This is a genomic window from Pseudoalteromonas sp. bablab_jr011 (assembly GCF_016464045.1).
Classification (GTDB): Bacteria; Pseudomonadota; Gammaproteobacteria; order Enterobacterales; family Alteromonadaceae; genus Pseudoalteromonas; species Pseudoalteromonas lipolytica.
On record NZ_JACDWU010000166.1, the window covers coordinates 47,231 to 70,284 of the forward strand.

Genomic DNA, 23,054 nt, shown 5'->3' on the forward strand with positions numbered 1-23,054 from the left:
TTTGGCTTTTTGTCGCTTATTGTACTCAGTGCATGTGGCGATAATAAACAGTCAGACACGGTGCGTGTATCCCCCGAGCAACGTAATAAACATAGCCCTTCTGACCTTGTTGTTGGCAGTAATACCTTTTATTTCAATTCATGCCATTCGGTAACCGGTGTTTTTAATGACAAGGGTGAAATTACCTCGCGAATTATATTGAAAATACCGCCTCGCTTTTTGAGTACTTGCTCCAGTTCAACTGAAAACCCGCGCCAGTTAGAGTTTGATGGCACCTACCTGATTGTTAAACTCTGTCGTGTTGCCTTTGGTGCCGGAGGATGTGGGGTTGAAAAATACAGAAGTAAAGACTTTGAACATTGGCAAGAGTATATCGGTATCACGTGGCGTAATGGTGAGCAATATGAAGCGTGGCGACAGTTAGGGTCTTCCTCTGCAAAGGCTGACGAAATTATTCACGTTAAGCACTGAGAACGCCACGTACTAAACACGTTATTAAATACGCTGATTCTTCAGCCAATGTAATCTACAACTTAATCAGTTTCTCACATCAAAAATCACTCGTTACGAGTAAAAATACTTGTTGGACTTAAGTCACTATTTTTCTTTTAATGCGCGGCAATACCCTTGCCGATTTTGGCACCATTAAATAAAAGAGAAAGATAGATGAAAGAGACAACATCACTAGAACAAGCTCGCACGAGCTACAATGTTCGTCATTGGAGCCAAGGATTCTTTGGTATAAATGATCAAGGTGATGTGTATGTTGCGCCAAAGGCCCATGCCCCAGAGCAAACCATTGCACTTATCGATATAGCACAGCAACTACAAGACAAAGGTTTAAGTTTGCCGGCGCTTGTGCGTTTTCCTCAAATTTTACATCACCGTGTACACAGCCTGTGTCAGGCATTCAATACGGCGATTGAAAACTATGGTTATCCGAGAGATTACCTGCTTGTTTACCCAATTAAAGTGAATCAACAACGCGAAGTGGTTGAGGAAATTGTGGCAAGCCAAGCCGATGTTGAGAAAAAACAATTAGGTTTAGAAGCGGGCAGTAAACCCGAACTACTGACCGTTTTAGCGATGGCAGAAAAAACCAGTGCAGTGATTGTATGTAATGGCTACAAAGATCAAGAGTATATTCGTCTGGCACTTATCGGCGAAAAGCTGGGTCATAAGGTTTACATCGTACTGGAAAAGCTATCTGAATTAGACATGGTGCTCAGCCAAGCAAAAGAGCTAAACGTGAAGCCTCGTATTGGTATTCGTGTTCGTTTAGCGTCACAAGGTAAAGGCAAGTGGCAAGCGAGTGGCGGCGAAAAATCAAAGTTTGGTTTATCGGCATCGCAAGTACTGAGCGTGGTAAATCGCTTAAAAGCGTCTGAACAATTAGATTTAATTCAGCTTGTGCATTTTCACTTAGGGTCGCAAATGGCCAATATTCGTGACGTACGTTTAGGCGTGAGCGAAGCGGCACGCTTTTACTGTGAGTTGCGCAAGTTAGGTGCGCAAATAGAGTGCTTAGATGTGGGTGGTGGCTTAGCAGTTGATTACGATGGCACACGCAGTCAATCACATAACTCGATGAACTACAGTCTTAGCGAATATGCGAATAACATTGTTTACACCATTGGTGATACCTGTAAGCAGTATGAGCAACCAATGCCGCGTATTATTTCTGAATCTGGCCGTGCGCTGACTGCGCATCATGCGGTATTGATTTCGAATGTGATTGGTACTGAAAGCTACGAGCCTGAAGATATTCTTGCGCCTGCGGCCGATGCACCTCTTTTATTAAACAATATGTGGACATCGTGGCAACAGCTAAGTGGTGATAACGACGACCGTGCGTTGATTGAAATCTACCATGATAGTCAAAGTGATTTAGCCGAAGCGCATAATCAGTTTGCACTGGGTTTACTTGATTTAACAGAGCGTGCATGGGCGGAACAAGTTAACCTTCGTGTCTGTTATGAACTTAACAAACACATGGATAATAAAAACCGCTTTCATCGTCCAATTATCGATGAATTGAACGCGCGTTTAGCAGACAAGTTTTTTGTGAACTTTTCATTGTTTCAATCTCTACCCGATGCATGGGGTATTGACCAAGTGTTCCCTGTTTTGCCATTGAGTGGTTTAACAGAAGCACCACAAAAACGTGCTGTACTACTTGATATTACGTGCGATTCAGATGGTGCCATGGAGCACTATGTGGATGGCCAAGGCATTGAAAGTACGCTACCTGTGCCTGCATATAGCGAAGAAAAACCATATTTAATGGGCTTTTTCTTAGTGGGTGCTTATCAAGAAATTTTAGGCGATATGCACAATTTATTTGGTGACACACACAGCGCAATTGTGAAAATGGATGAGCAAGGTCAGGCAGAGATCACTGAAATTAACGAAGGTGATTCGGTGGCTGACATGATGCGTTATGTGCATTTAGATGTAGAGAGCTTCCAGCAGTCTTATGCTCAGCTGGTGGCTACAAAACTGCCAGAAACTGAACAGCAAAGCGTGTTAGACGAGCTGCAAGCTGGCTTAAGCGGTTACACTTATTTAGAAGAGTTATAAGCAATGTCGACATTGTTTGACCATACAGATCATTCGTTATATTCAAACGGCATGACGTTTTTACGCCAGCCAATGGTGCAAAACATCACTGCAATTGATGCGGATGTCGTGGTATTAGGTTTACCTTTTGACTTAGCAACATCGGGGCGTCCAGGTGCACGACTAGGTCCAGACGCTATACGCCGCGCCTCTGTACACCTTGCATGGGAAGAAACCAAATACCCTTGGACATTCCCATTGTTTGAGCGCTTAAAGTTAGCGGATGCAGGGGATTTTACCTACCCCGTAGGCGACCCTGAGTATTTCACTGCGCAGCTTGAATTAGCGGCTGAGCAAATTTTACGTCAAGGTAAAACGTTACTAGGTTTAGGTGGCGACCATTTTGTGACGTTGCCATTGTTGCGCGCACATGCCAAACAGCATGGTAAAATGGCTTTGGTGCATTTTGATGCGCACACAGACACTTACAGTAATGGTTCACGCTATGACCACGGTACTATGTTTTATCATGCGCCGATGGAAGGGCTGATTGACGTTGACCACAGTATTCAAATTGGTATTCGCACTGATTTTGATCAGAGCAAACATGAATTTGCGGTCATTGATGCCATGGCAGCAAATGACCTGTCGGCAGATGTGATTGCAGAGCAAATTAAAGCGCGAGTAGGGGACTTACCTGTTTACCTGACTTTTGATATTGATTGCCTTGACCCCGCATTTGCACCAGGAACTGGTACACCAGTATGTGGCGGTTTAACCAGTGATAAAGTGTTAAAAATATTAAGAGCGCTTAAAGGCATTAATATGGTGGGTATGGATGTGGTTGAGGTTTCACCCTCGTATGATCAAAGTGAGCTTACAGCCATTGCTGCAGCCACGATTGCTAATGAATTACTGCATTTGTGGGCCTTAAAACACAAATACTAAATGTGAGATGCAAAGAGCGCCCTTAGGCGCTCTTTTTTATTGGCAGTAAGTTTAAACTTAGGCGCTGCGAACATCGACCCTTAATTTTAACTTTTGGCCTGGTTGAATGTATTTTTGCCCAGCCAACGAGTTCCACTTTATAATATCATCCACAGAGACATTAAACTTAGCAGCGATACGTGCTAATGAATCGCCACGGCGAACTTTATAGGTAATGGTGCGCTCGGTCGTTTGAGTCGCTGCAAGCTGTGTTTTTTCATCTTTATACACCGTTAGTGTTTGACCAACACGTAACACGGCATTTTTCTTAAGATTATTCCACTTAGCAAGTTCAGCAATTGTGACATCGTATTCGCGGCTTATGTCCCACAACGTGTCACCACTGGCTACTTTATGGCTCAGTTTTTTTCGCGTTGCTTTATTTGCAGCCATGCGAACAGAGTCTGGCAGGTGTTGGCTGTTAATTTCGCCATCACTTAAAGGCACTAATAATTGTTGCCCAACACGTATTGTGTTTGATGACAATTTATTGAGTGTTTTAATCGCTCCCGCACTGGTTGAAAACTTTTTCGCAATAACCGATAAGCTATCGCCGCGCGCCACAACATACTGTTGCCAGCGTAAACGATCTTTTTGCTCTGTTTTTGCCAATTTCTCAGAGAAGGTGTCTATTTTATCTGATGGTAATAATAAGAAATGCGGCCCATTCGGATCGGTTGCCCAGCGGTTAAAACCGGGGTTCAAACGGTATAACTCCGTTAAGCTAATACCTGCCATATCTGCAGCGAGGGCTAAATCAATTTGACTTCCTACGTTAACGACATCGATAACTTGTGCATTAATAATCGGTTGCCACTTAATGCCAAATTCATCGCTACGTTTAACAAGATCAGAAAGTGCGAGCAGCTTTGGTACGTAAGAGGTGGTTTCTTTGGGTAAATCTAACGACCAGAAATCGGTCGGTAAATGCTTCTTACGGTTCTTTTTAATCGCTCTTAGTAAACGACCTTCACCTGAATTATAGGCTGCAATTGCATTTAACCAGTCACCTTCTAAGGTCTTGTGCAAATAGGATAAGTAATCTAAAGCAGCCCGCGTTGATTGCACGATGTCGCGACGACCGTCATACCACCAGTTTTGTTTTAAATCGAAACGCTCGCCTGTTTGTGGCATAAATTGCCATATGCCTGATGCACTGCGATGTGAATAACCAAAGGGATCAAATGCACTCTCAACAATTGGCAGCAGTGCAATTTCGATAGGCATTTCACGTTTTTCGACTTCTTCAACAATAAAGTAAAGATAAGGCTCGGCACGTTTGGCGATACGATCTAGGTATGCTTGATGGCGTGCATAGTAGTTACGCTCGGCGACAACAGGGCGATTTTGCGGTACATCAATAGATAGCTGGTAGCGAATACGCTCCCATACATCATCAAATACTGGGGGGGGCTCATCAGTATCAGCTAATTGCTGATACTGTGCGTTGAGCATCAATGCATCATTGATGTCACTGGGGCTTGCGCCTGCAAGCTGTTGCTCAACACGGTTGTCATTATCTGACCCAGCAGTGCCAGTTGCTGTTAATTGACAGCCACTCAAAACCAGCGCAAGCGTTAAAACTAAAGGAGACTTATACATACCCATACATCAGGTAAAAAAACTCGGCGAATATTACCTGCTCAGAGAACATATTGCCACTTTATGACCAATTTATGTCAGCTTATTTTTACAACGTACTGATCTAAAAATACAAAATTGTAACCAAGATAATACACGTTTTAAAAATTATCTTTCCACGCCCTGAGACTAGCAAAACGTTGCCAAGGTTCATTTAAGTTAAAATTAATTTTTAGCGTGTCGGGTAGCTGGTCAGTTATGTGGGGCAAATGACTGCGTAAAAATGGATTTAGCTGTTTTTCAGTGGCAATGGTGGTGGGCAGACTGATGTCATCATTCGCTCTTAATGCGTCTATTTTATCACTGTACGTCAATAATGCTTCATTTGTTGGCTCAACCGCCTTAGCAAACGCTAAGTTGGCTTGCGTATATTCGTGGGTACAGTAGATTTTACAGTCATCAGGCAGCGATTTAAGTTTACATAACGAGTGCCACATTTGTTCTGCACTGCCTTCAAATAAGCGGCCACAACCAGCACTAAAGAGTGTATCGCCCGTAAAGCTCAATTCATCATTAACATAACAAATGTGATCCAAAGTGTGGCCAGGTGTCGCAAGCACTGTAAATGTGCGATCATAAACCGTGACTTTGTCTGTTTCTGAAAGCGGATGATTAATCCCTTTAAACGGACTGTGTCTTGGCCCGTATACGGGAATGTCACGGTTGGTTTTGAGCAATGGCTCAACACCATCAGTGTGATCATAATGGTGGTGTGTAATTAAAATACCTGCCAAGGTGAGGTTATGCTCATCAAGATACTGGTTAACGGGGTCTGCTTGGCCTGGATCAACGACCCAAGTGCTTTGTTGGTCATTATTTACAATGCACCAGATATAATTATCAGAAAAGGCTTTAATTGCTTTAACTTGCACCATGTTTAATTGCTCTATAAAGTGACAGTTAAGATACAGTATAACGAGCTCAGAAAATGAAACCAGCCCTTAGTTTTCAAGAAGGTCCTAAGCCGTACTCGTGGCAGCAGTTCCCTCATGGGGACTATTTGCGTGCTGAAATTGAAAGAAAGTTAACACCTTGGTTGCCACGCATGTTTGGTTACCACATGCTTAAATTAGGTAATTTAAGTGGCGAGCTTGCTACGAGTGAGAGCCCCATTAAGCATCAGGTTTGTGTTGCTGAGCCGGGCTTATTTACCGGTGTTATTGCCGATGTTGATGAACTGCCTTTTTATGAGCACAGTGTCGATGCGTGTATTTTATCTCATTGCTTAGAGTACCATTCTGACCCGCATCATATATTGCGAGAAGCACACCGTACGCTGATCCCAGGTGGATACATTGTAATAAGCGGTTTTAATCCATTTAGTTTATGTGGCTTGGCTCAATTGTTGCCGTTTAGCCGTCAAAAGCTGCCTTGGACGGGGCGCTTTTTTACCCCTTCACGCGTGAAAGACTGGCTGAATTTATTAGGGTTCGAAATTATTTCTGATGAGCGATTTATCCATTCGTCGCTTGCACGAGGTAATCGATTATCGCGATTTGCGGCATGGCGTCGCTTTGGTAAACATTACTTAAAGCCCATGGGCAGTGTCTATTTACTCGTGGCACGCAAGCGAGTAGCACCACTGACGCCAATTAAACCTAAATGGCACGCAAGACCTCAATTTTCACCTGTAAAAGGCGCAGGTCTTCGCCAAACATCAAAGCAGCACTGTGAGCGGGATAGCTAAATAGTGCTGTTTGTCATCGCTTTTAAGCGGGTACTGGCCAGCGCGAATATTTAATTGAATCGACGGATGCAACAATTTTGGCACTGCTAACGTTGCATCTCGGCTTTCACGTATTGCAATAAAACTCTGTTTATCACCTTTTAAATGCTCGTTTTGCTCTCGCTGTTCTTTAACCGTTGTTTTATACGCGAGTGCTCGGCCGTCGGGTTGATAGTCGTGACACATCCAAAGCACGGTATCATCCGGCAGTGATAAAATACGTTGTAAAGAATCATATAACTCAGCCGCACTGCCGCCTGGGAAATCACAACGTGCTGTGCCGCTGTCTGGCATAAAGAAAGTGTCGCCAACAAATACATTGCCATTTATGTGATAACACACGCTATCAGGGGTGTGGCCGGGGGTGGCAATAACATCGACTGTAAATTCCCCTAACTGAAACTGTGCTTTATCAGCGAATAGTTGCTCAAAGGGTTCGCCATTACATGGCATATCAATATTATAAAGCTTACTGAAATGTGCTTGTACGTGAACAATGCCTTCACCGGTGCCCAGTTTACATGGGTGAGCGTGTTGCAGTTGCTGTTTAATATAGCTTGATGCGGTAATGTGATCTGCATGAGCATGTGTTTCGAGCAACCACTGTAATGAGAGCTTATGCTGCTTTATGTAGGCGATAATTTCATTGGCAGTGCTAAAACTTAATTCTCCACTTGGCATATCAAAATCAGCTGGTGCATCAATAAGTAGGCAGTGTTTGCTGTGTTCACACCATACTAGATAGCACAAAGTTGCGCTTTGTTGATGAAAAAAAGAGTGAATGCGCAGAGCCATAATGAGTCCTTAATTATTGTTATAGCTAAATCTTATAACATATAACAAAAACTTTAAATGCTCTGCGTTAATTTTTAACTTGCTTCGTCGTAACCGGTGTCTTCAAGTAGGGCATCGCCACCTGCTGCTTCACGGGCAAGGTCATCAACGAGTTCATTGTATTTATTCCCGCTGTGACCTTTTACCCAGCGCCACTCAATGGTGTGTCGTTGGCAAGCTGCATCAAGGCGTTTCCACAAGTCGACATTTTTGACGGGTTTTTTGGCTGCGGTTTTCCAGCCTCGTTTTTTCCAGTTTTCAACCCATGACTCAATACCTTGTTTGACATATTGGCTGTCGGTAGTAAGGATAATATGGCAGGGGCGGGTTAATGTTTCGAGTGCAACAATGGCTGCGAGCATTTCCATCCGATTATTTGTAGTAAGGGTATATCCTTGGCTTAATTGCTTCTCATGACCGTTATACCGCATCACTGCGCCATAACCTCCTGGCCCCGGATTACCTAAACATGACCCATCGGTGTAAATCTCTACGGTTTTTTGCACTGTTTTACCTTGATATTATGTACAATAAAGTGATTATAGAAAGATACCAGAGTCAGGCTTAAGACGATATGGCACATAGACAAATAGTTTTAGATACAGAAACCACGGGTATTGACCCAAAGCAAGGCCATCGGATTATTGAAATCGGGTGTGTAGAGCTTGTAAATCGCCGCCTTACTGGCAACAATTTTCACGTGTATATTAATCCACAGCGTGACATTGAAGAAGAAGCCATCGATGTTCACGGTATTACTAATGAGTTTTTACGTGATAAACCGTTGTATCACCAAATAGCGCATGAATTTCTTGAGTACATAAAAGGCGCAGAACTTGTCATCCACAACGCGGCGTTCGATATCGGCCATATGGATAATGAGTTTGCGCTGTTGAATCAGGGCTATCCGAATACTGAAGATGTCTGTCAAGTTCTTGATACCTTGAAGATGGCGCGTGATTTGCATCCTGGTCAAAAGAATAACCTTGATGCGTTATGTCGTCGTTATGATATTGATAACTCAAAGCGAACCTTACACGGCGCATTACTGGATTCCGAGATTTTAGCCGACGTTTACCTCGCCATGACAGGTGGGCAAGTTAAGCTAAATTTAAATCAGAATAAAGATGAAGGTTCAGAGCAACAAATGGGTGGTATTCGACGCGTGAGCGCTGATAGAGCGCCACTGGTTGTATTAAAGGCCACAGAGCAAGAGCATGCCGCTCATGAAGAGCGTTTAGACTTGGTCGCAAAAGGCGGTCAATGCTTATGGCGTGCAGAATAAGGTAATAAAATGAGAAAACAGCTTCTAGCAGGATTAGTGTGTGTATTGCCCTTGATGGGACTTGCCACTGAGCAAGATAAAATAACCCCGTTACAGCGTGACGGGATTCAAAATGAAATTCCTCTACTAGATAACCGTTTTCGCATTGATCACAAAGTTGATAAAATTACGTTATTATTTTTCCGTAAACGCGGTGCACCCGCCGTGGTGCTTGTACGCCCAGATGGCAGCAAGTACTACGCGACTGACTCGGTGAAGAACGCCAATTTAGACTGGCATGATGAACTAAGCTACGATTTGATCACCATCACAGACCCGATGCCTGGCCCTTGGCAAGTCGTTGGCAGTATTTTGCCAGACAGTCGAGTAATGGTATTAGGCGAAATTGAATTACGTGTAGACCCTCTCCCTCCCATGTTGTTTCGTGGCGAAACCATTAAATTAACAGGCCGAGTACTCAATGATGGTAAGCCAATTGAGGTGGGGCAATTTCGAGATGTCATAAGTCTACATGTTGATTTTGTAAGTACCAATAACAGTGACTTCGCTAATTTTGGAGCGGGCACACAAATTGTTACCGATTTTAAAGATGATGGTCGTGGATTTGATGAGCGCCCCCTTGATGGTGTGTTTACCGGGGAGTTTAAATTAGTCTTCCCAGCAGGGGAGTGGCAACCAGAGTTATATATAGAAACACCTATATTAAAACGCACTGTAGTACAAAAGCCGATTGTTGTTCATGAGCCTCCTTTTAGCTATGACATGGCATTAGCAAAGCAAGATACCGATGAGCATACCTTAACGATTACTTTAAACCCTGAAATCGTCAAACCAGAAACAGTGCTTATTCAAGGTAAAATCTATTACCCCAATAATGAAGAGCAAATGTTTTCAATTGATGCTGATAAATCTCAAACCAGAGAATTAGCAATCAAAAATTATGATTGGGGTCGATACAGTGTCGAGCTATCGGTGTTTGGTAGCAATATAAATGACCGTGAATTTATGGCGACGCTGCCGACGTATAAATTTGAAATTGAACGACCCATTGAGGTTGTACCTGAAATTGTTCGTCCAGAAGTCGATTTAGCAGCGCAAGCTGAGCAGCAAAGAATCCTAGAAGAAGAAAAAAAAGCATCCACTGTGCTAATGGTGACACTTATTGTTGTTGGAAATTTAATCGTTCTTCTATTAGGGTGGTTAGCCATTCGTATTTTTGTGCAAAAGAAACCACTTAAATTCAAATTATCGTTACCGTTTTTAAAGAAAAAAAGCTCATCTGAAAATGTTGAGCAAGCAACGAATGAAAATGAAGTTGGCAAAAATGGTTCAAAAAATGACAAATCAGGTGAAATTTTAAACCTTTCGATGTCAGATGACTAAAAAACCTGTAAAAATACAAAAAAGCCCTTGACGAACCAGAGGGTGATTCGTATTATTCACGCCGCTGTCAGGGGAGACTCAGTCAGCAACGAAATTGTGGAGTGGTAGTTCAGTTGGTTAGAATACCGGCCTGTCACGCCGGGGGTCGCGGGTTCGAGTCCCGTCCACTCCGCCAATTTTCGACAATTTGTAAGTACGCGCTGGAGTGGTAGTTCAGTTGGTTAGAATACCGGCCTGTCACGCCGGGGGTCGCGGGTTCGAGTCCCGTCCACTCCGCCAATACTTACACAACTAATGGTTGTAAAACATTTTCCTTTGCGGAGTGGTAGTTCAGTTGGTTAGAATACCGGCCTGTCACGCCGGGGGTCGCGGGTTCGAGTCCCGTCCACTCCGCCAATAGGAAAAAATAAATAGCATCAGATACTGCGGAGTGGTAGTTCAGTTGGTTAGAATACCGGCCTGTCACGCCGGGGGTCGCGGGTTCGAGTCCCGTCCACTCCGCCACTATTTAACAGCTATTTAATTACAAAATTTGTATCGCGGAGTGGTAGTTCAGTTGGTTAGAATACCGGCCTGTCACGCCGGGGGTCGCGGGTTCGAGTCCCGTCCACTCCGCCAACAAATTAAGTAATAACAATGATATCTCTGCGGAGTGGTAGTTCAGTTGGTTAGAATACCGGCCTGTCACGCCGGGGGTCGCGGGTTCGAGTCCCGTCCACTCCGCCACTTGATATCATGAACAAATTTAGTGCATTACCCCATGCACATACCACTGCGGAGTGGTAGTTCAGTTGGTTAGAATACCGGCCTGTCACGCCGGGGGTCGCGGGTTCGAGTCCCGTCCACTCCGCCATTTGTTTTCCTCAAACAAATGATTGATTTTAAAAAACACCCCTTTATTCTGATAATCTCGTATCTCGTATCTCGTATCTCGTATCTCGTATCTCGTATCTCGTATCTCGTATCTCGTATCTCGTATCTCGTATCTCGTATCTCGTATCTCGTATCTCGTATCTCGTATCTTTCCAATTAACTTGCTAATATTCTTCACTATTCATATTTATTCAGCTTCTTATTTCTGCATGAATAGCAAAGAATGACCGCTCCACAATAGAAAAGGACATGCGTTATGAGTACATTCGGTTCACAACTAAAACACTATCGTAGTGAGCTTAAACTAAGTCAACCAGAATTTGCTGAGCAAGTAGGGATAGAGCAAAGCTACTTATCAAAACTTGAGAACGATAAGTCAGTGCCTTCTAATGACACATTTCGCTCTATATTAGCCGCACTCAATTTAACCATTTGTGATTTTATGCAGCCATTAAAACACTCAGTAGATAAAGCTCGGCTGATTAATGTGCCTGATATTGAAGCTTGGTATAAGCAACAAACTAACAAACAATTTATTAAACAGCGTTCACTGATTTATAGCGCCATACTGATAAGTGCTTTAGGTTGTGCGCTATTTTATTTAGGCCATCAAGAAAAGTTATTTAACACAGAATTTTATGAGTACAAATCATACGGTGTAGTGAAAGATAATGAGCCGGATGGTATTTTTTATGATTGGCGAACACTACTCGTAGATAAAAGCGGGGAAAATATAGATGCAAAACATCGCGAAATGACTAACAGACGTGATTTTAAATTTATTATTTCACCTGACTATAAAGGCACTTCGTTCGTCGAGTCAGGCGAACAGGGCAGGCGTTTATTTAGTGTAACTTCAAAAACACCTATTATTAAATCGCATAAAGGCCATGTATGGCTTGAGTTTGTTGGTATTTTATTGGTTGTGATAGGCGCAGGGCTTATCGCCTTTGAGAGCAAACTGACAAAACACTCGTAATTAGCAGTGAATCCTGACGCTTGTTAATTGGCGTCAGGGTTGTGTGGAATAAGGTGCGAAAATTGTTGCTGGTGGATTTGTTCATATAGCGTTGCTGCATAGCTTTGTGCGTCTTGCAGACGGCGAGTACTAATGTGCTTTCTTAAATCATTTAGGGCAGCGGTTGCAGGCTCGTAACCTTGGCTGCTGGCGAGACTCAACCAAACTGAACCATGGAAAACACTGTGCGGCACGCCTTGGCCTTTTATAAAAAACAGCCCCATGTAAAATTGTGCTCTATGATTACCTGCCATTGCAGCTAAACGCATCCACTTTGCGGCAAGTGGCGCTTGTTCGTTTTTAAGATAATACAACGCTTTGTTTAGTGTTTTTTCAACTGATTGCGTACTTTTTTGTGGCTCATCCCCTGTATCAGGCTGCGTTATAAAGGCAAGTACGTTGTCAAGTTGTTGCTCTAAATCTAAGCCTACTGGCGATTTATCAGACATAGTTTAGTTATTTTCTTGAAATAAAAGACCTTATTAGTTTAGAACATTGCAAGGTAAATTGTCCTCTAATTATGAGAAAATATGATAAAATTAGCCAATTAATCTTAACTTAAAGTTCAACATGTTCGAAAGACTTTTCAAAATACGTGAAAACAACACGTCAGTCCGCCGTGAAACCATTGCGGGTATCACAACATTTATCACTATGGTTTATATTGTTTTCGTTAATCCAGCCATGCTAGCAGAAGCAGGTATGGACCAAGGTGCTGCGTTTGTAGCAACCTGTATTGCGGCGGCGATTGGCTGCTTTATTATGGGGTTGTGGGCAAATTACCCATTAGCGTTGGCTCCAGGCATGGGCTTAAATGCATTTTTCACCTATGGTGTCGTACTTGGTATGGGTTACAGTTGGCAAGCAGCGCTTGGTGCGGTGTTTATGTCGGGATGTATTTTTTTATGCTTGAGCTTATTTAAAGTCAGAGAATGGATTATCGACGCGATTCCTTTGGTTTTAAAGCGTGCTATCGCAACGGGTATTGGCGCTTTTTTAGCGCTAATCGCATTAAAAAATGCAGGGATAATCGTCGCAAGTCCTGCTACACTGGTGCAATTAGGTGATATTACTGCGCCTGGCCCTTTATTGGCTATCTTAAGCTTCTTTGTGATTGCTGCGCTATTGTATCGTGATATGAAAAGTGGGGTGCTGATCAGTATCTTGTTAGTGACGGGCATCGCATTAGGTTTAGATCTTGTTGAATACAAAGGCATTGTTTCTATGCCACCTTCAATTGCGCCTACGTTTATGCAATTAGATTTTGCAGCCGCACTAGAAATTTCGATGTTGACGGTTATTTTTGCGTTTCTCTTTGTAGATCTATTTGATACGTCAGGCACGCTTGTCGCTGTAACACAAAAAGCGGGTCTTGCTGATGAACAAGGCAAAATGCCACGTTTAGGCCGAGCGCTGAGTGCGGACAGTACTGCCACGATTGCAGGCTCTATGCTGGGAACGTCGACAACCACATCATACATTGAGTCAGTGGCCGGTGTATCTGTAGGTGGGCGTACAGGTTTAACGGCGGTAGTCGTCGGAATTTGCTTTTTGCTTATGATGTTCTTTGCACCGCTTGCCAGTATGATCCCAGCCTACGCAACAGCAGGCGCGATATTGTACGTGGCTGTTTTAATGATGCAAAATTTAAAGCTGGTTAATTGGGATGACATGACAGATGCAATTCCTGTAAGCGTAGTGCTATTAATGACCCCGCTAACATTTTCAATTGCGCATGGTATTGCACTGGGTTTTATTGCGTATACTGCGGTTAAATTAGTGTGTGGTAAAAAAGATGAAATCAGTGTGAGTGTATGGGTACTAACTGCACTATTTATTATTAAATTCGCGTTTTTATCGTAATGAATGCAGACCAAAGAAAAAGTGGATTACCACTTTTTCTTTGGGGCAAATAACACATCTAAATCGTCTTGCTCTTGCTCTGCTTTTTTCTTTCTTGATGTTGCGTTCGACGCCTTTAGCTCCGTGCTGATAGCTTCTAAGTAATTTTCGATTTCCTGCTTTTTAGTATTTATGTAGTCATCGCTGTAGCTTACAGAAGCAAGTGTGGCTAACGCTTTTTCAAAGTACTGACGTGCTGAGCCAACCATGTTTGCTGCACGCGCTGAAATACCGCGCTTAATTTGGCTTTCAACATTGATTCTTAATTGCAACTTTTCTAAACGCTTATCCTCGGCCACAAATACCTGACTATCTACTTTGCCTTTACCATGTTCAGAGCGCAGTAATGCACGTAACTTTTTGATACTTTGGATCAGTGAAATTAATTGTTTGTCATTATCGGGTAATACAAGTGCATCAGAATTATTAGAGTCAATTGGCAAGGTCAAGCGCTGCTTAGCTTCGTTTAAGCGACTTTTTAGTTCTTTTGAGTTAGGTGATAGCTGCACCATGCTCGCTAATGCATCATAAACACGGCGTTGAATAATACGTAAAATATTTTCAGACATCGGAATGTTTGTACTATTGAGCAGTACTTCTTCTGCTTCTTCGATGATTTTTTTCTGTTTTGTTAGTTCTTTGCGACGCTCTGACTCTTGTTTTTCTTTATGTTGTTGCACCGCGCTTACCCACAGTGCAATGACAATCAAGGCAACAATGAGCATAATGATGATAGAAACAATCATAGCTAAATCTCAGTTTTCACTATCTAATTTTTTTATCTTACATTAAAAATATTACATCTGGATAGTTTTGCGCATACTTATGTGCAATAAACTATCAATCAACCATTCTTTTTTATTAGGGTCGTGTTAAGCAAGCATGTTTATTGAGTATTTTATGAATAAACATCGCTACCGAGTCACAGTTGAATGTGGTAGCCTTAGAAAGAATCGCGATAAAAGTAAAAAATGACAGTGCGATGAAATATCACTTGGCATTGCGCTTAGCAGCCTTTATAAATAAAGAATAACAACGTTTACAATGCAGCCATGAAACTACAACAACTCAGATATATAGTCGAAGTCCAAAATCATAAACTCAATGTCTCTGCGACAGCTGAAAGTTTATTTACATCTCAACCAGGGATCTCAAAACAAGTTCGTATGCTAGAAGACGAATTGGGTGTTCAGATCTTTGGCCGTAGTGGTAAGCATTTGACACATGTAACCAGTGCTGGCAATGAAATCATTAATATTTCACGAGAAATCTTGTCGAAAGTTGAAGGTATCAAAGCCGTCGCAAATGAACATACTTTGCCAGATCAAGGTAAATTGAACATTGCAACCACGCACACACAAGCCCGTTATGCGCTGCCAAATGTCATTCAGGGGTTCATGAAAAAATACCCCGCGGTGTCACTGCATATGCATCAAGGCACGCCGCAGCAAATTTCTGATGCGGCAGCACGTGGTGATGCTGACTTCGCTATCGCGACCGAAGCATTACACTTATATTCTGACCTTGTCATGCTGCCTTGTTATCACTGGAATCGCAGTATTGTGGTTGCAAAAACACACCCGTTGGCGAAAAAAGCAGATAACCTGACTGTTGCCGATGTCGCGAAGTATCCGTTAATTACCTATGTGTTTGGCTTCACAGGTCGCTCTGAACTTGATAAAGCCTTTAGTGCACATGGGCTCGAACCGCATATTGTGTTTACAGCCACGGATGCCGATGTTATTAAAACCTATGTGCGTCTTGGCCTTGGGGTTGGCGTGGTAGCGTCGATGGCAATTGATCAAGTGACAGACAACGATTTAGTGTGTATTGACGCAAGTCATTTATTTGAAGCGAGTACCACTAAGATTGGCTTTAGAAAAGGCAGCTTTTTGCGTAGTTACATGTACGACTTCATTGAGCGCTTTGCCCCTCATTTAACAAAAGAATTGGTTGAACGCGCCAGTTTACTGCGTAATCAAGAAGACGTAGATAAGCTGTTTGAAAATATTGAATTGCCAATCAAGTAGTGAAGTTATTAAATTAAAAGCCGCTTAAAAGCGGCTTTTTTGATAATGGGCATGTGTCATACCATATATGGTATTAATTAACACTCAATGATATTAACCGCTAAACCGCCGCGTGCGGTTTCTTTGTATTTAGTTTTCATATCATTACCTGTGTCGAGCATGGTTTTGATGACTTTATCGAGCGTTACTTTTTGTTCACCAGAACCGCGCATAGCTAAACGAGAGGCGTTAATCGCTTTAATCGCCCCCATAGCATTGCGTTCAATACACGGAACTTGTACAAGACCGCCTACGGGGTCACAAGTTAAACCTAGGTTGTGCTCCATGCCAATTTCAGCTGCATTTTCTACTTGTACTACGTTACCACCCATTATTTCGGTCAGGGCGCCGGCAGCCATAGAGCAAGCAACTCCGACTTCACCTTGACAGCCAACCTCTGCGCCGGAAATTGACGCATTCTTTTTATATAAAATACCAATTGCAGCCGCTGTTAATAAATAACGTGTCGCAATATCACGGTCTACTTCTTTGATGAAGGTGTTGTAATACATTAGAACCGCAGGAAGAATACCGGCAGCACCATTTGTTGGCGCAGTGACCACACGGCCACCAGCTGCGTTTTCTTCGTTTACTGCAAGCGCAAATAAATCAACCCAGTCCATAGCACGCAGTGGATCATTGTTTACTTCAATGTTTAGTTTAAGGTGTAAGCTGGGGGCACGACGTTTAACTTTTAAGCCTCCAGGGAGGATACCTTCGGTACGCATACCACGCTCTATACAAGCTTTCATTACTTGCCAGATATTAAAAAGCGTGTCTTTTACTTCATTTTCGCTGCGCAACGTTTTCTCGTTATGCATCATTAATGTCGATACACTAAAACCTGATTCGCGACATAACTCTAGCAATTCTTTGGCTGTATTAAAGGGATAGGGTGCTGGATTTTCTTCACGAACATCAAAGGCTTTTTGTTTTTCATTTTCAAACTCTTCATCTGTAACAATAAAGCCACCACCAATAGAGTAGTACACTTTACTAAAGAGCTTTTCGCCATTTTGACTTGCTATGATTTCCATCGCATTTGAATGCTTAGGCAAGGTTTTTCTACGATGAAAAACAATCGCACCTTGCTTAGGGAATTTCGCTTTGTGGCTCTGATTTAAGTAGATAACTTGTTCTTTTTCGATTTTAGCTAATATGTCATCAACTAAGTCAGCATCGATTGTTTCAGGGTCGTAACCTGCTAAGCCTAAAATAACGGCTTTGCCAGAACCGTGGCCGATACCTGTTTGGCCAAGCGAGCCAAATAGCTCAACTTTTACATCGGTTACCTGAGACAATAAGTTCTTTTCTTCTAGCTCATTTACAAATAAACGTGAAGCGCGCATTGGACCAACAGTGTGAGATGATGATGGGCCAATACCAATACTAAACATATCGAATGCACTGATCATAATTTGCTACTCATTTTTTATTAAATACGGCGTATTTTCTGCCTTTGAACGGTGTCACATAATAACGTGTATGTGAGCGTGTGTAACCCTAAAAGCATGAAAATTAAACTGGTAGGGCGAGTTGTTTTATAAAGTTATTAATAATACTGGCTGTTGCTCCCCATAGAAGACCATGCGGTGTCATTAAGCCTTTTAAAACGAATGTTTTACCGTTTCGTTGAAAGCTTAGCGGTTGCCAGTTTCTGTGATCGCTTAAATGTGAAATAGGCAGTAAAAAGCTCACTTCGACTTCGCTGGGATCTGCCTGCCAACAGGTTCCTGCAGCAAGGCTGCATACATAGGGGGCAATCGTAAACCCTGTTAATGTTGAGTACTGATGAAGTTGCCCATGCACTGTAACATTATGTGCAGCAATATTAAGCTCCTCATGAAGTTCCCGCAGTGCCGTGTGCATTAATGACTCATCCTGCATCTCGAACTTACCACCCGGTAAACAGATCTCCCCTGGATGGTGAAGTAAATGACGAGGACGCTTACACAATATTAAATGTGCGTCGTTTTCAACATCGATGAGCGGTAACATCACCGCACTGGCACGCTTATCCGCATTAATGTGAATTTGCTGTGCAGGCTCAGTGGCCATACTTAAGCTGAAGCGGGTGATTAATTGCTGGCTATTCAAGGTTATTACTTTAGTAAAGGCAATATTTTATTTACTTTATCGTATGTTTCTTGGTACTCCAAGTCGACCTGTGAATCTGCGACAATACCGCCTCCGGCCCAGCAGTATATCGTGCCCTGATGGCACACTAAGGTACGTATGGTGATACTCGTGTCCATATTACCGCAGGCACTTAAGTAACCAATTGAACCACAGTATACGCTTCGGCGATGTGGCTCGAGCTCTTCTATTATTTCCATGGCACGAATTTTAGGTGCGCCTGTGATAGAGCCCCCAGGAAATGCAGCGTGTATTTGATCTACAGCATCTTTACCGTGCGCTAATTCGGCTCGAACAGTGCTGACTAAGTGGTGCACCGCAGGGAAGCTTTCAATGGCAAATAAGGCGGGAACAGTAACCGAGCCCGGTTTTGCCACTTTGCCTAAGTCGTTACGTAATAAATCAACAATCATGACATTTTCGGCACGGTCTTTTTCAGACTGTTGAAGGCGCAGTGCTTGTGCCTCATCATCGGCGTGTTTGGCTAAACGTGGTAGTGTGCCTTTAATTGGCTTGGTTTCAATTTTTCCTTGGTTTATGGCAATAAAACGCTCTGGAGAAATCGATAAAATGGCGCCGTCTGGGTGGTTTATATAACTCGAAAAAGGTGCTTTGTTGGCGTCTCTTAAGGTGCGATATGCATGCCATGTTGAGCCTGAAAACTCAGCGTTAAAACGCTGTGCTAGATTAATTTGATAACAGTCGCCACTTTTTAAGTAGGCTTGAATTTGTTCAAACTTTTCAGTGTAGCTGGCTTTTGTCATGTTCGACTGCCAATCACTATTGAGAGTGAACGGTACAGAATCTGTGGGTGTTTGAGATAAAAAGTGTTGATATTGAGCTAAACGATTATGGTGTCGCTGAGCAACATAAAACCAGCTTTGCTGCTGTTTATCAAAAATCAGTGCATCAGGATATAAACCCAGTGCCATTTGTGGCATCGCAATATCATTGTCGGCATGCGATGGCATGGTTTCTATTACACGACCAAAATCGTATCCAAAGTAGCCCAGCCAGCCCCCCGTAAAAGGAAGCCCGTTTGGATTGGCTGTATTATCAAAATCATCAAGTGCTGATTTCATTAGCGTGAAGCAATCACGGGATTGCGCATCGCCATTTAAAAAGCATTGGTTGTTGCTAACTTCTAATGTGTTTAATGGTTCAATGGCAATGATATCAAAACGACTGTTTACATGATTACTATTTGCTGAATCAAGTAACACGGCATAGGGCAAACGAGCAAAATGAGTAAAGAGTGAGATACAATCATCGGTTAAATCTAATTTTATGCACAAATTTTCATCGTTTATCATTTACATTGCCTTGAATAACTAGCCCGAAACGGGCGAGGAGGTTATCATAAGTTAAATTTGATTGGCAGCGTTATGATTTCCTTTATAGTGATGCCATGACTAACCCGTAGAGTAAATCTTCGTCACCGGTTTACTCAGGATCACGTACTAAGCGACGTGATAAAAACTTAAGGAACCCGTAATGAGTACAATTCGTCAGCAAGACTTCATTGATAGCATTGAAGATGCATTGCAATACATTTCTTTTTATCACCCTCTCGATTTCGTCCAAGCCTTAGAAAAAGCGTACAATAAAGAGCAAAGTAAAGCGGCAAAAGACGCCATTGCGCAAATCTTAATTAACTCGCGCATGTCAGCTGAAGGTAAACGTCCACTGTGTCAAGATACCGGTATTATTACCTGTTTCGTTAAAGTGGGTATGGATGTTAAGTGGGATAAAACAGACATGACTGTTCAGCAAATGGTTGATGAAGGTACACGTCGCGCTTACTTAAACCCAGATAACCCATTACGCGCATCAATCGTTGCAGACCCTGCTGGTACGCGTAAAAACACCAAAGATAATACACCTTCTGTGGTTCATATCGACTTAGTGCCAGGTGGCGAAGTTGAAGTGATGGTTGCAGCTAAAGGTGGCGGCTCAGAAAACAAAACTAAAATGGTCATGTTGAACCCATCGGATGATGTTGCGGCGTGGGTTGAAAAAACACTCCCAACAATGGGGGCTGGTTGGTGTCCGCCGGGTATGCTTGGTATAGGCATTGGTGGTACTGCTGAAAAAGCAGCTGTGCTTGCTAAAGAATCTTTAATGGATCCGGTTGATATTCACGAGCTAATTGAACGCGGCGCTGAGACAACAGAAGAAAAAATGCGTATTGATATTTTTGAGCGCGCGAATAAGTTGGGCATTGGTGCTCAAGGTCTAGGCGGTTTAACAACCGTTGTTGATGTAAAAATTAAAACGGCACCGACGCACGCGGCATCTAAGCCTGTTGTAATGATCCCGAACTGTGCGGCAACGCGTCACGTTCACTTTACCTTAGATGGCTCAGGTCCAGCAGAGCTTAAAGCTCCTAAACTTGAGGATTGGCCAGAAGTGACGTTCGAAGTTGGCGAGGGCACACGTCGTGTTGACTTAAACACGCTAACTAAAGAAGACACACAAGAGTGGAAGATGGGTGAAACTGTGCTTCTCTCTGGCACTATTTTAACAGGCCGTGATGCGGCGCACAAACGCCTACAAGATATGATCCAATCAGGTGAAGGTTTACCTGAAGGTGTTGATTTCGATAATAAATTTATCTATTACGTCGGTCCTGTTGATGCGGTTCGTGATGAAGCTGTAGGCCCAGCAGGCCCAACAACGGCAACGCGTATGGATAAGTTCACTGACATGATGTTAGAAAACACGGGCATCATTGGTATGATTGGTAAAGCTGAGCGTGGTCCTGCAACGGTTGAATCAATTAAAAACAATAAGTCTGTGTACTTAATGGCGGTAGGCGGTGCTGCTTACTTAGTATCTAAAGCTATTAAGAAAGCGCGTGTAGTGGCGTTTGAAGATTTAGGTATGGAAGCAATCTACGAGTTTGAAGTTGAAGACATGCCTGTGACTGTTGCTGTTGACAGCGAAGGTGCCAATGCGCACACGCAAGGCCCAGCAATTTGGAAAGCCAAAATCGAAGAGCTTGATGGTAAATTAAAATAATCGTCATTAAATCGTTTATATGAAACGGCGCCCAAGCGCCGTTTTTTTCAGCTCTGACCAGTCTCTTTCTCATCCACACTTTTGACTTAAAGTGTGTGTTTTCAGGCTTTTGCTACTGAATTACTTTGTCACTTTTTCTTTACGCTATACTTGACCTTTACGTTCACGTAAAAAAGATTTAGTAGATTTACTTTTGTTTTGAATTAATCATGCTTTATGTGGATTTATGTAGGTATATATTTCCTGTTTTAACGTGTTTTTTGCGTTGTTATTTCAATCGCGTAACTTAGCTTAGTTTTATCATCTCATATAGTGGCATGGGAGCAAACGAAGTGATAAAGTCTCGGCAATTTCAGCGCTCACACCCCAAAAAGGGTAAGAAAATTTCGGAGTATTTAACTGTGGCTGTATTTAATAAAGTCGACTTTGATAACCACGAGCAAGTGGTGTTTTGTTCAGATAAAGAATCAGGCCTTAAGGCTATTATCGCGGTTCACAATACCAAGTTAGGTCCTGCTGTAGGTGGCTGTAGAATGTGGGACTATGCGACTGACGAAGACGCAGTAACCGATGCCCTTCGTTTATCGAAAGGTATGACATACAAAAATGCGGTTGCACGTTTACCATTCGGTGGTGGTAAGTCTGTTATTATCGGTAATGCAAAAGAAATTAAATCAGAGCAGCTTTTCCGTGCGTTTGGCCGTCAGCTAGAGCGTTTAAGTGGTAGTTATTATTCAGCAGAAGACGTAAACATCACGTGCGATGACGTTGCAATCATGAATAAAGAAACTAACTATGTGCTGGGTCTTGAAGGTAAAAGTGGTAATCCATCACCTTTCACTGCTTACGGTACATTTTTAGGTATTAAAGCCGCGTTACAGCATCAACGTGGTCATCAAGATTTATCGGGTATAAAGGTTGCTGTGCAAGGTTTAGGTGCCGTTGCATATGGTCTTTGTAAACACCTTCATGAAGCAGGCGCAACATTGTTTGTTACTGATATTAACGAACAAGCTGTATCACGTGTTGTTAATGACTTTAATGCGACAGCAGTGGGTATCGATGAAATTTATGACCTAGATGTTGATGTCTATGCACCTTGTGCGTTAGGTGCAACAGTAAACGACATGACAATTCCACGTTTAAAAGCAACGATTATTGCTGGTTGTGCTAACAATCAACTTGCAGAGTCTCGCCACGGTGAAATCATTCGTGAAAAAGGCATTCTTTACGCGCCAGACTATGTAATTAATGCTGGTGGTATCATTAATGTGTATTACGAAACAGCACCTGAAGGCTACAGTGCAGAGGCGTCAACGAAGCACGTTGAAGGTATTTTTGATACGCTAACAGAAATTTTTGCTCGCTCAGAGAAAGAGCAAAAATCAACGCATTTAATTGCTGATGAGCTTGCATTAGAAATCATCGAAAACGGCTTATAATTTAATTAATTTGCTGTTTAAAAAGGTGCGCATGGCGCTAATGCCGATCAGTTAAGACTTTAATCGGCGGATCAGTTGAATGATCCCCTCTATATGTAAAAATCCGATAGACCCTGTTTATCGGATTTTTTTATGCACGTATCTCAAGCCCTCAACATTATTAACAGTTACAAACCAA

Annotated in this window: 20 protein-coding genes and 7 tRNA genes; 18 read left to right on the plus strand and 9 right to left on the minus strand. The window is 42.6% G+C overall.

Annotated features, from left to right (window positions below):
* Positions 1-9: 9 nt before the first annotated feature.
* From JIG41_RS08255 to speB, 3 genes are all read left to right on the plus strand, one after another.
* The gene (locus tag JIG41_RS08255; RefSeq protein WP_051501748.1) at positions 10-471 is read left to right on the plus strand and encodes a hypothetical protein; all 462 of its coding nucleotides are present in this window, start codon (positions 10-12) and stop codon (positions 469-471) included.
* Between the two features lie 195 nt (positions 472-666).
* Positions 667-2,580, plus strand: coding sequence for a biosynthetic arginine decarboxylase (gene speA, locus JIG41_RS08260; protein WP_036967452.1), 1,914 nt, complete (start codon positions 667-669; stop codon positions 2,578-2,580).
* 3 nt (positions 2,581-2,583) lie between these two features.
* Positions 2,584-3,507, plus strand: coding sequence for an agmatinase (gene speB, locus JIG41_RS08265; RefSeq protein ID WP_036967455.1), 924 nt, complete (start codon positions 2,584-2,586; stop codon positions 3,505-3,507).
* A 57-nt stretch (positions 3,508-3,564) separates the two neighbouring features.
* On the opposite strand, the gene JIG41_RS08270 is transcribed toward speB, so the two are convergent.
* Positions 3,565-5,148, minus strand: coding sequence for a LysM peptidoglycan-binding domain-containing protein (locus JIG41_RS08270; protein WP_036967459.1), 1,584 nt, complete (start codon positions 5,146-5,148; stop codon positions 3,565-3,567).
* A gap of 140 nt (positions 5,149-5,288) precedes the next feature.
* Entirely contained in the window at positions 5,289-6,062 is a 774-nt protein-coding gene (gene gloB / locus JIG41_RS08275; RefSeq protein WP_199524555.1) for a hydroxyacylglutathione hydrolase, read from the minus strand.
* Positions 6,063-6,115: 53 nt separating this feature from the next.
* On the opposite strand from gloB, the gene JIG41_RS08280 reads away from it, so the two are divergent.
* The gene (locus JIG41_RS08280) at positions 6,116-6,874 is read left to right on the plus strand and encodes a class I SAM-dependent methyltransferase (protein ID WP_036967464.1); all 759 of its coding nucleotides are present in this window, start codon (positions 6,116-6,118) and stop codon (positions 6,872-6,874) included.
* Here the strand turns inward: JIG41_RS08280 and JIG41_RS08285 are convergent.
* Positions 6,845-7,708, minus strand: a complete 864-nt coding sequence (locus JIG41_RS08285; RefSeq protein WP_036967466.1) for an MBL fold metallo-hydrolase — start codon at positions 7,706-7,708, stop codon at positions 6,845-6,847. The genes JIG41_RS08280 and JIG41_RS08285 overlap by 30 nt on opposite strands.
* Before the next feature lie 74 nt (positions 7,709-7,782).
* Positions 7,783-8,253 (minus strand): ribonuclease HI, encoded by a 471-nt coding sequence (gene rnhA / locus JIG41_RS08290; RefSeq protein WP_036967468.1) that lies wholly within the window; start codon positions 8,251-8,253, stop codon positions 7,783-7,785.
* Between the two features lie 68 nt (positions 8,254-8,321).
* On the opposite strand from rnhA, the gene dnaQ reads away from it, so the two are divergent.
* From dnaQ to JIG41_RS08340, 10 genes are all read left to right on the plus strand, one after another.
* The gene (dnaQ, locus tag JIG41_RS08295) at positions 8,322-9,032 is read left to right on the plus strand and encodes a DNA polymerase III subunit epsilon (RefSeq protein WP_036967470.1); all 711 of its coding nucleotides are present in this window, start codon (positions 8,322-8,324) and stop codon (positions 9,030-9,032) included.
* A gap of 9 nt (positions 9,033-9,041) precedes the next feature.
* Positions 9,042-10,415: a TIGR03503 family protein gene (locus JIG41_RS08300; RefSeq protein ID WP_199524556.1), complete on the plus strand. Its 1,374-nt coding sequence runs from the start codon at positions 9,042-9,044 to the stop codon at positions 10,413-10,415.
* A 98-nt stretch (positions 10,416-10,513) separates the two neighbouring features.
* Positions 10,514-10,590: transfer RNA gene (locus JIG41_RS08305), tRNA-Asp, on the plus strand.
* A 27-nt stretch (positions 10,591-10,617) separates the two neighbouring features.
* Positions 10,618-10,694: transfer RNA gene (locus tag JIG41_RS08310), tRNA-Asp, on the plus strand.
* Between the two features lie 40 nt (positions 10,695-10,734).
* A tRNA-Asp gene (locus tag JIG41_RS08315) sits at positions 10,735-10,811 on the plus strand.
* 31 nt (positions 10,812-10,842) lie between these two features.
* Positions 10,843-10,919 (plus strand) — tRNA-Asp (locus JIG41_RS08320).
* Between the two features lie 37 nt (positions 10,920-10,956).
* Positions 10,957-11,033: transfer RNA gene (locus JIG41_RS08325), tRNA-Asp, on the plus strand.
* 31 nt (positions 11,034-11,064) lie between these two features.
* A tRNA-Asp gene (locus JIG41_RS08330) sits at positions 11,065-11,141 on the plus strand.
* 50 nt (positions 11,142-11,191) lie between these two features.
* A tRNA-Asp gene (locus JIG41_RS08335) sits at positions 11,192-11,268 on the plus strand.
* Positions 11,269-11,544: 276 nt separating this feature from the next.
* The gene (locus tag JIG41_RS08340) at positions 11,545-12,267 is read left to right on the plus strand and encodes a helix-turn-helix domain-containing protein (protein ID WP_199524557.1); all 723 of its coding nucleotides are present in this window, start codon (positions 11,545-11,547) and stop codon (positions 12,265-12,267) included.
* 23 nt (positions 12,268-12,290) lie between these two features.
* Here JIG41_RS08340 and JIG41_RS08345 read toward each other — a convergent pair whose 3' ends face one another.
* A complete protein-coding gene (locus JIG41_RS08345; protein WP_036967474.1) occupies positions 12,291-12,755 on the minus strand; it encodes a sel1 repeat family protein in 465 nt (154 codons plus the stop codon).
* A gap of 121 nt (positions 12,756-12,876) precedes the next feature.
* Here JIG41_RS08345 and JIG41_RS08350 point away from each other — a divergent pair, with 121 nt between their 5' ends.
* Complete coding sequence (locus JIG41_RS08350; protein WP_065978728.1) at positions 12,877-14,169, plus strand: NCS2 family permease; 1,293 nt, start codon at positions 12,877-12,879, stop codon at positions 14,167-14,169.
* 26 nt (positions 14,170-14,195) lie between these two features.
* Here JIG41_RS08350 and JIG41_RS08355 read toward each other — a convergent pair whose 3' ends face one another.
* Complete coding sequence (locus tag JIG41_RS08355; protein ID WP_065978727.1) at positions 14,196-14,954, minus strand: hypothetical protein; 759 nt, start codon at positions 14,952-14,954, stop codon at positions 14,196-14,198.
* Positions 14,955-15,260: 306 nt separating this feature from the next.
* On the opposite strand from JIG41_RS08355, the gene cysB reads away from it, so the two are divergent.
* Positions 15,261-16,238: an HTH-type transcriptional regulator CysB gene (gene cysB / locus JIG41_RS08360; protein ID WP_036967477.1), complete on the plus strand. Its 978-nt coding sequence runs from the start codon at positions 15,261-15,263 to the stop codon at positions 16,236-16,238.
* A gap of 77 nt (positions 16,239-16,315) precedes the next feature.
* Here cysB and JIG41_RS08365 read toward each other — a convergent pair whose 3' ends face one another.
* The 3 genes from JIG41_RS08365 to pabB all read right to left on the minus strand — a co-directional run bounded on the left by JIG41_RS08365 (position 16,316) and on the right by pabB (position 19,726).
* Positions 16,316-17,692 carry an L-serine ammonia-lyase gene (locus JIG41_RS08365; protein WP_199524558.1) on the minus strand — a complete coding sequence of 459 codons (1,377 nt, stop codon included), beginning with the start codon at positions 17,690-17,692 and terminating at the stop codon, positions 16,316-16,318.
* A 103-nt stretch (positions 17,693-17,795) separates the two neighbouring features.
* A complete protein-coding gene (locus tag JIG41_RS08370; protein WP_249406629.1) occupies positions 17,796-18,374 on the minus strand; it encodes a CoA pyrophosphatase in 579 nt (192 codons plus the stop codon).
* A gap of 5 nt (positions 18,375-18,379) precedes the next feature.
* On the minus strand, positions 18,380-19,726 hold the full coding sequence (gene pabB / locus JIG41_RS08375; protein ID WP_199524559.1) for an aminodeoxychorismate synthase component I: 1,347 nt from the start codon (positions 19,724-19,726) through the stop codon (positions 18,380-18,382).
* A 181-nt stretch (positions 19,727-19,907) separates the two neighbouring features.
* On the opposite strand from pabB, the gene JIG41_RS08380 reads away from it, so the two are divergent.
* Positions 19,908-21,434, plus strand: a complete 1,527-nt coding sequence (locus JIG41_RS08380) for a fumarate hydratase (protein ID WP_036967485.1) — start codon at positions 19,908-19,910, stop codon at positions 21,432-21,434.
* Between the two features lie 401 nt (positions 21,435-21,835).
* Positions 21,836-22,876 carry a Glu/Leu/Phe/Val dehydrogenase gene (locus tag JIG41_RS08385; RefSeq protein ID WP_036969160.1) on the plus strand — a complete coding sequence of 347 codons (1,041 nt, stop codon included), beginning with the start codon at positions 21,836-21,838 and terminating at the stop codon, positions 22,874-22,876.
* Positions 22,877-23,054: the final 178 nt, after the last annotated feature.